Origin of the sequence: Micromonospora sp. NPDC049081, from assembly GCF_040648835.1 — a bacterium.
In the GTDB taxonomy this organism is placed as follows: Bacteria; Actinomycetota; Actinomycetes; order Mycobacteriales; family Micromonosporaceae; genus Micromonospora; species Micromonospora antibiotica.
Genome location: NZ_JBEZEK010000013.1, coordinates 176,070 through 182,632, shown reverse-complemented (window position 1 = coordinate 182,632; position 6,563 = coordinate 176,070). Strand labels below are relative to the sequence as shown.

Here is a 6,563-nt window from a genome sequence, read left to right as displayed (position 1 = left end):
TCTCAGCCCAGTCTTCCAATGCGATCACCCCTCCAGCCTCGGAGGGGTCAGTCCCAATCCGCCGCTAGAGGGTCAGTCTCAGCGCGTCGTCGACATCGCCTGCTCCACGAGCCCGACGCGGTCCGCCGAGAGGTGCACGCGATCCTCACCAGCCGACGGGCAGGCATGTCGGTCGGTCGAGACACCGCCTTCCCACCGCCATGAAAACATGCCGAGCCGACACGCGCGGCACGCACCGCGTGGGTAGTGCGGCGCAGCGTGGGACAGCACGGCGCGGGTGTCGCGGGCAGGGTGGGGCAGCACGGTGCGGGGCAGCACGGCACGCTGCCCGTGCGGCGCTGTATGAGCAGCGTGGGGCCGGTGTGGCGCGGCGCTGCACGGGGCAGCGTGGCCTCGGTGTGGTGTGGCGCTGCACGGGTTGTGTGGTGCGGTTGATGCGGCACGTCGGGCCGGTGGATGTCGAGGTGCCACCCGGGGCCGGGGTGGGCTCAGTCGCGCAGGGTGCGCAGGATGCGGGTGAGGTCGGCGTGGTCGGTGGGGGAGAGGTGGCCGAAGAAGCGCTCCGCTTCGGTAGCGCGGGCCGTCCGGATGGCCGCGCCTACCCGCGTACCCTCGTCGGTCGGCGCGACCAGGGTCGCCCGCCGGTCGGCCGGGTCGGGGCGGCGCGCGACGAGCCCGCGTTCCTCCAGGCCGTCGACGACCTCGGTGGTGGAGCGGGGGGCGATGTGCAGGTGCTCGGCGAGGGCGCTGAGCCGCATCGTCCCGTGCCGGGTGAGCACCGCGAGGGCGCGGGCGTGACCGGGGTTGACGTCCCAGGGTTCGAGGGTACGTCGGGACTGGTGACGCAGCCGACGGGCCACCGCCCAGAACAACTCGGCGAGGCTCTCCTCTGCCGGGTCGGTCGGTGGCCCGGCGCAGCGTGCGGCCGGATCGGTTGGCGGGTCGGATGTCGCGCCGGTCACCGGAATACGGTAGCAGGAGTCGCTGTTGTTGCCTCATGATGAGGTAACCTCAGTAAACATCCCCCGAACGGAAGAAGGACCCCCTTGGACACCACCCAGACTCACCGGGAGGGCCGCGGCGGCGCCCCCCGGACCGCCAGTGCCGCCGAGAAGACCCAGGCCCGTGCCGTCTCGCTGCGCCGCATCGGCCGGCTGTTCACCGCGTACCGTGGTCAACTGGCCGTGGTCACCGCGATCATCGTGGTGTCGTCGATGGTCGCGATGGCCTCGCCCTTCCTGCTGCGGGCGGTGATCGACCGGGCGCTGCCCGAGCGCGACCTGACCCTGCTGGTCTGGCTGGTCGTCGGCATGATCGCCGTGGCGGCGGTGACCGCCGTGCTCGGCGTGGCGCAAACCTGGATCTCCACCCGGGTCGGGCAGCTGGTGATGCACCGGCTGCGCACCGACGTCTTCGCCCACCTGCACCGGCAGTCGATCGCGTTCTTCACCCGCACCCGCACCGGCGAGGTGCAGTCGCGGATCACCAACGACATCGGCGGCATGCAGACGGTGGTCACCTCCACCGCCACCTCGATCGCGTCCAACCTGACCACGGTGGTCGCCACCCTGGTCGCCATGGTGGCGCTGTCCTGGCGGCTCACCCTGGTCTCATTGGTGGTGCTGCCGCCGGCCATCTGGCTGACCCGCCGGGTCGCCGCGATGCGCCGCGAGATCACCGCCCAGCGTCAGCAGGAGCTGGCCGACCTCAACGTCACCATCGAGGAGGGGCTGTCGATCAGCGGCGTGCAGCTCAGCAAGACCCTCGGCGCGGGTGACGCACTGATCGACCGGTTCACCAGCAGCTCGGCCCGCCTGGTCGACCTGGAGCTGCGCTCGGAGCTGGCCGGCCGCTGGCGGATGGCCACCATGACGATCATCTTCGCCGCCATCCCGGCGGTGATCTACCTCGGCGCGGGGCTGCCCGGCACCGCCGGCACGCTCAGCATCGGCACCCTGGTCGCCTTCACCGCCCTGCAGGGCGGGCTGTTCCGGCCGCTGATGGGCCTGCTCAACGTGGGTGTCACGCTGACCGCCTCGCTGGCGCTGTTCGCCCGGATCTTCGAGTACCTCGACCTGCCGGTGGAGGTGGACGACCCGGCCCGGCCGGTGACCATCGACCCGACCCGGGTGCGCGGGCACCTGCGCGTCGAGGACGTCACCTTCAGCTACCCGGGCAGCGACACCGCCGCCGTCGCCGGCATCAGCCTCGACGTCCCGGCGGGCACCAGCCTCGCCCTGGTCGGCGAGACCGGCTCCGGCAAGAGCACCCTCGCCGCCCTGGTCAGCCGGCTGCACGACCCGGACGCCGGCCGGATCACCATCGACGGTGTCGACCTGCGCGACCTGCGGCTGACCGACCTGGCCGCCGTCGTGGGCGTGGTCAGCCAGGAGACCTACCTGCTACACACCACCATCCGGGAAAATCTGCGGTACGCGCGCCCCGACGCCACCGACGCCCAGTTGGAGGACGCCGCCCGCGCCGCGCAGATCCACGACCTGATCGCCGCCCTGCCCGACGGGTACGACACGGTCGTCGGTTCCCGGGGCCACCGCTTCTCCGGTGGCGAGAAGCAGCGTCTGGCCATCGCCCGTACGCTGCTGCGCGACCCCCGGGTGCTGGTGCTCGACGAGGCGACCAGCGCGTTGGACACCGAGACCGAACGCGCCGTCCAACGGGCCTTCGACACCCTCGCCGAGGGACGCACGGTGATCACCATCGCGCACCGGCTGTCCACGGTGCGCCACGCCGACCAGATCGCGGTGCTCGACCACGGCCGGATCGTCGAGTCCGGCACCCACGAGACGCTGCTGGCCCGCGCCGGCCGGTACGCCACCCTGGCCGGCTGACCCCGGCGAGCCCTCTGACCGTGGCGACCCCACTGATCGGGGCGAGCCCCTGACCCGGGCGTGCCCTGTGACCGAGGCGTGCCCTGTGACCGGGGCGACCCCACTGACCCGGCGCGTCCCCCGGACCGGGGCGAGTCCCACAGCCAGGGCGGCCCCGTCGGCGTCCAGGGCCCCGACCGGCCGACGGGCAGGGCCGTGACCAGGGGCGACCCGGCGGGTGGAAAAACCCGATCTGCAAGACGTGAGTCGCCGATCATCGGTGACTAGAGTGACGCCGTGCAAAGTGGTGGTGTGCGGTCCCAGGTGCCGGTGCTGTACGTGGCGGACGCCGACGCGGCCCGACGGTTCTACGAGAACTTCGGCTACACCGAGATCCGGGCCGGCGGCGACGGTGGCTCACACTGGTCGTACCTGCGGTGCGGGGAGTTGACGCTGCTCCTGGCGGCGGTCACCCCCCGCCTGGTCACCGTCGAGCTGCCCCTGCTCGTCTACCTGTACGTCGACGACCTGACCGTGACCGCCGAGCGGCTCACCGCCGCAGGGCACCCGGTCGAGAAGAGCGGCTACCCGGAGCACGCCCCCGGGGGCGAGTGCCGGGTCACCGACCCCGACGGCAACGTGGTCGCCTTCGGGCAGCGGCAGGCCGTACCGCCGCAGGAGCGTGACCCGCAGGCGGGCGGTGAGGTGCGGTTCTCGCTGATCCGGGAGGCCGCCGAGGCGGCCGGTCGGCGCGGCGGCGCACCCGCCCGCTGTCAGATCGGCGGCCCACGCGGCGAATCGTGCGCCGAACCGGCGGAGGTCAAGCTCGCCGACTCGTGGGGCGACACGGCGTGGGGGTGCATGGCGCACGCCGACGAGACGCTGCTCACCGCGCGCGGCGCGTTCCTGGCCACCGAGGACGGAATGGGCCTCGGCCCGTTCCTGCGCGCCCGCCAACCCCAGCCCGACCGGCAGGTCCCCGAGCCGGCACCGGGAGCCTGACCCGCCTCACCGCCGCACCCTGCCCGGCCCGACCGCGTGGCGGGAGCGACCCTCGGTGTGCCGATCCGTCTGCGGCGGGGCGGAGACGGGGCGCAGGCCGGCGAGTTGGACGAAGACCTCCCGTTTGGCGGTGGCCTCGCCGCGCCGGTCGAGCACGTAACCGGTCAGCCAGATCCACCCGTCGTAGGTGGGCCGGTCGCACACCGACACCACCCGCAGCCGCAAGGCGCGTTCCCCGGCGAACTGCACCGAGGCGGCCCGGTCGACGACCAGCAGGTCACCGGGGCGGGGCCGGACGTTCACCAGTGCCCGCCGTTCGGGGGCGGGCAGTCCCGCGCATGCCGGCTCTGCCAGTCGCGCAGGGCCCGCCGGAGCCGGTCGTGCTCCTGGGCGAGGGCGCGGATCTCCTGGTGCAGGGCGGCCAGCTCGTCGGCGAGCCGGGTCTGGAACCGGCGTACCTCGACGGGGTCGACGCCGCGTCGGCGCGGTGGGAACTCGTGGGTGCGTACCTCGTGGGGGGTCAGTAGGGCGGGGCGACCGGTCCCGTAGGGCTGGCCACCGCGATACACCTGGGCCACGGGGGTCCTTTCCCGTGCTGGGGGAGGGCGGAGGGGTCCTTTCGGTGGTGCTGGAGGGCGGGTCGTCCGCCGCCGGCTGCGGACGACCCGCCGGCCCGGCCGTCGCAGCCCACATCGGCGGTACGACAGCAGAGCAGCCGGCCGGGGTCGGGACGGGCAAACACACCCGCCCCGACCAGGGGAAAGCCGATCTCGTTGCCACGCGAGGAGCGACTCACGCTCAACAGTAACGGCTTAGTCGTTTAAGTCAACCACTGAGTGTTGTCGCGTGCGGGCGATTCGTGATCGAATTGGCGTGCCACGCAAGGAGCGCCATGCCTACGACACCCGACTACATCCGTATCGCTGACGACGTCATCGCCAGCGTGAGGAGCAAAAAGCTCAAGTCAGAGGACAAGCTGCCCTCGATCGCGGAGATGGCTGCCGATTACAAGGTCGGCACGTCAACGATCCAGATGGTCTACGTGCGGCTGGAGGCACTGCGCGTCATCCGCCGACACCAGGGCAAGGGCGTCTTCATCGCCGACCCGAAGCTCTGGATGCGCGAACCCTGACCCGCCCACCCGCAACACCCCACCCCACCCACCCCACCCGCCCCACCCCCACGCGGCGATCTGCCCGGTGATCAAGAGGTTTACGTCAACTTTGATCTCCACGATGACGCAAACTCCTTGATCACCAGGCGCGTGGCAGGCTCCGCGTCCCTGCGTCTGCGCTCCGCCTCGTCCGGTCCCCACGCCGAGCGTTATGCCCTGGTGATCAAGAGGTTTAGGTCATTCAGAAGATCAAACTTGACGTAAACCTCTTGATCACCGGGGCGGGGGTGGGGTGGGAGCGGGGCGGGACCGGGGCGGGACCGGGGCGGGGCGTGGTGGGGGCGGGGCGTGGTGGGGCGGAGCGGGCGGGGCGGGGTGGGAGCGGGGGTGGGGAAAGTGGGGGGAGCCGTGGGGGGTCTGGGTGCGTCCAAGGGGTATGACGAGTTTTCGAGGCATGTGGGTGGTGGTTGTTCCGGTGCTCCTGCTCACGGCGGCGTGTGCGGGGCAGGACGGGGCGGGTGTGGCGCCCGATGCGGTCCCATCCGCTCTTCCCGCTGATGTGCCGGTGCTGCGGATCGACTACACGGGTGGCTTCGTGCGGCCCGAGACCAATGTGACCCGGCTGCCGGCCGTCAGCGTCTACGGCGACGGTCGGGTGATCACCGAGGGGCCGACCATCCTGAGTTATCCCGGGCCGGCGCTGCCCAACATCCAGGTTCGCACGATCAGCAAGGCCGAGGTGGCGAAGCTGGTCGAGCAGGCCCGCGCCGCCGGGGTGGGCAGCTCCGTCGACGTGGGCACCCCGTCGATCACCGACGTGGCCACCACCCGGTTCACCATCCGGGGGCCGGTCGGCACCGAGCGGTTGGAGGTCTACGCCCTGGGTGAGGCGACCGGCCCGGAGGCCGGCCTGACCGCCGCGCAGCAGGCCGCCCGGGAGAAACTGCGGACCTTCGCCGACAAGGTGACCGATCCGGCGGGGGCGGCGACGCAGCCGTACCAGCCGACCGCCATCGCGGCGGTGGCCGGGCCGTGGGTCGCCACACCGGAGACCGCGAAACAGCCCAGGGTGGAGTGGCCCGGCCCGGCGCTGCCCGGCACCAGTCTCGGTGAGGGGCTCCAACTGGGTTGCGTGACGGTCACCGGGGCCGCCGTGCAGCAGGTGATCGCCGCCGCCGACAAGGCCAACGCGGCGACCCCGTGGACCTCCGGCGGGAAACGCTGGTCGATCACCCTCCGGCCGCTGCTGCCCGACGAGACCGACTGCGCCAGCCTGTCCACCGACCGCTGAGGCGGCGGCGTGCGGTCGACCCGGTGGCCGGGTCGACCGCGCGCCGGCAGGGTGACGCCGACCGGGGTGGGGCTCGACGCCGGGGTTGCGCCGGCGACCATCGCCGTACGCGGTGGGCACTTGTTTCCATAGGCAACCATCACTACATTGGGGTCCGGGTGCCGCCCTGTTGCCGGGCGGCGGTGTGGCCTGAGCCGGGCTGTTGTCCACGTGCCGAGAGGCATGTCGACGCGCGAGCGATGTCGATGCTCCCGCGCCGTCGGTGTTTCCCCGACGGCCAGCCGGAAGGACCCCTGTGAGGATTTCCCGTACCCGTATCACCGCCGCC

General features: G+C 72.1%; 7 protein-coding genes. 4 read left to right on the top strand and 3 right to left on the bottom strand.

Features of this window, described 5'->3' with window-relative positions:
- Window positions 1-488: 488 nt before the first annotated feature.
- Complete coding sequence (locus AB0B63_RS20245) at window positions 489-872, bottom strand: MarR family transcriptional regulator (protein WP_357020816.1); 384 nt, start codon at window positions 870-872, stop codon at window positions 489-491.
- Window positions 873-1,046: 174 nt separating this feature from the next.
- Between AB0B63_RS20245 and AB0B63_RS20240 the strand changes: the two genes are divergently transcribed.
- Together AB0B63_RS20240 and AB0B63_RS20235 are read left to right on the top strand one after the other, a co-directional pair.
- Entirely contained in the window at window positions 1,047-2,849 is a 1,803-nt protein-coding gene (locus tag AB0B63_RS20240; RefSeq protein WP_208566569.1) for an ABC transporter ATP-binding protein, read from the top strand.
- 291 nt (window positions 2,850-3,140) lie between these two features.
- Window positions 3,141-3,830: a VOC family protein gene (locus AB0B63_RS20235; protein ID WP_357020767.1), complete on the top strand. Its 690-nt coding sequence runs from the start codon at window positions 3,141-3,143 to the stop codon at window positions 3,828-3,830.
- A gap of 6 nt (window positions 3,831-3,836) precedes the next feature.
- Here AB0B63_RS20235 and AB0B63_RS20230 read toward each other — a convergent pair whose 3' ends face one another.
- Both AB0B63_RS20230 and AB0B63_RS20225 read right to left on the bottom strand, forming a co-directional pair.
- Window positions 3,837-4,133, bottom strand: a complete 297-nt coding sequence (locus tag AB0B63_RS20230) for a hypothetical protein (protein ID WP_357020764.1) — start codon at window positions 4,131-4,133, stop codon at window positions 3,837-3,839.
- Window positions 4,130-4,408 (bottom strand): DivIVA domain-containing protein, encoded by a 279-nt coding sequence (locus AB0B63_RS20225; RefSeq protein ID WP_357020762.1) that lies wholly within the window; start codon window positions 4,406-4,408, stop codon window positions 4,130-4,132. The genes AB0B63_RS20230 and AB0B63_RS20225 overlap by 4 nt, the downstream gene beginning before the upstream one ends.
- Window positions 4,409-4,722: 314 nt before the next feature.
- Between AB0B63_RS20225 and AB0B63_RS20220 the strand changes: the two genes are divergently transcribed.
- The gene (locus AB0B63_RS20220; protein ID WP_357020759.1) at window positions 4,723-4,962 is read left to right on the top strand and encodes a winged helix-turn-helix domain-containing protein; all 240 of its coding nucleotides are present in this window, start codon (window positions 4,723-4,725) and stop codon (window positions 4,960-4,962) included.
- 547 nt (window positions 4,963-5,509) lie between these two features.
- Window positions 5,510-6,235 (top strand): hypothetical protein, encoded by a 726-nt coding sequence (locus AB0B63_RS20215; RefSeq protein ID WP_357020756.1) that lies wholly within the window; start codon window positions 5,510-5,512, stop codon window positions 6,233-6,235.
- The last annotated feature ends 328 nt before the right edge of the window (window positions 6,236-6,563 follow it).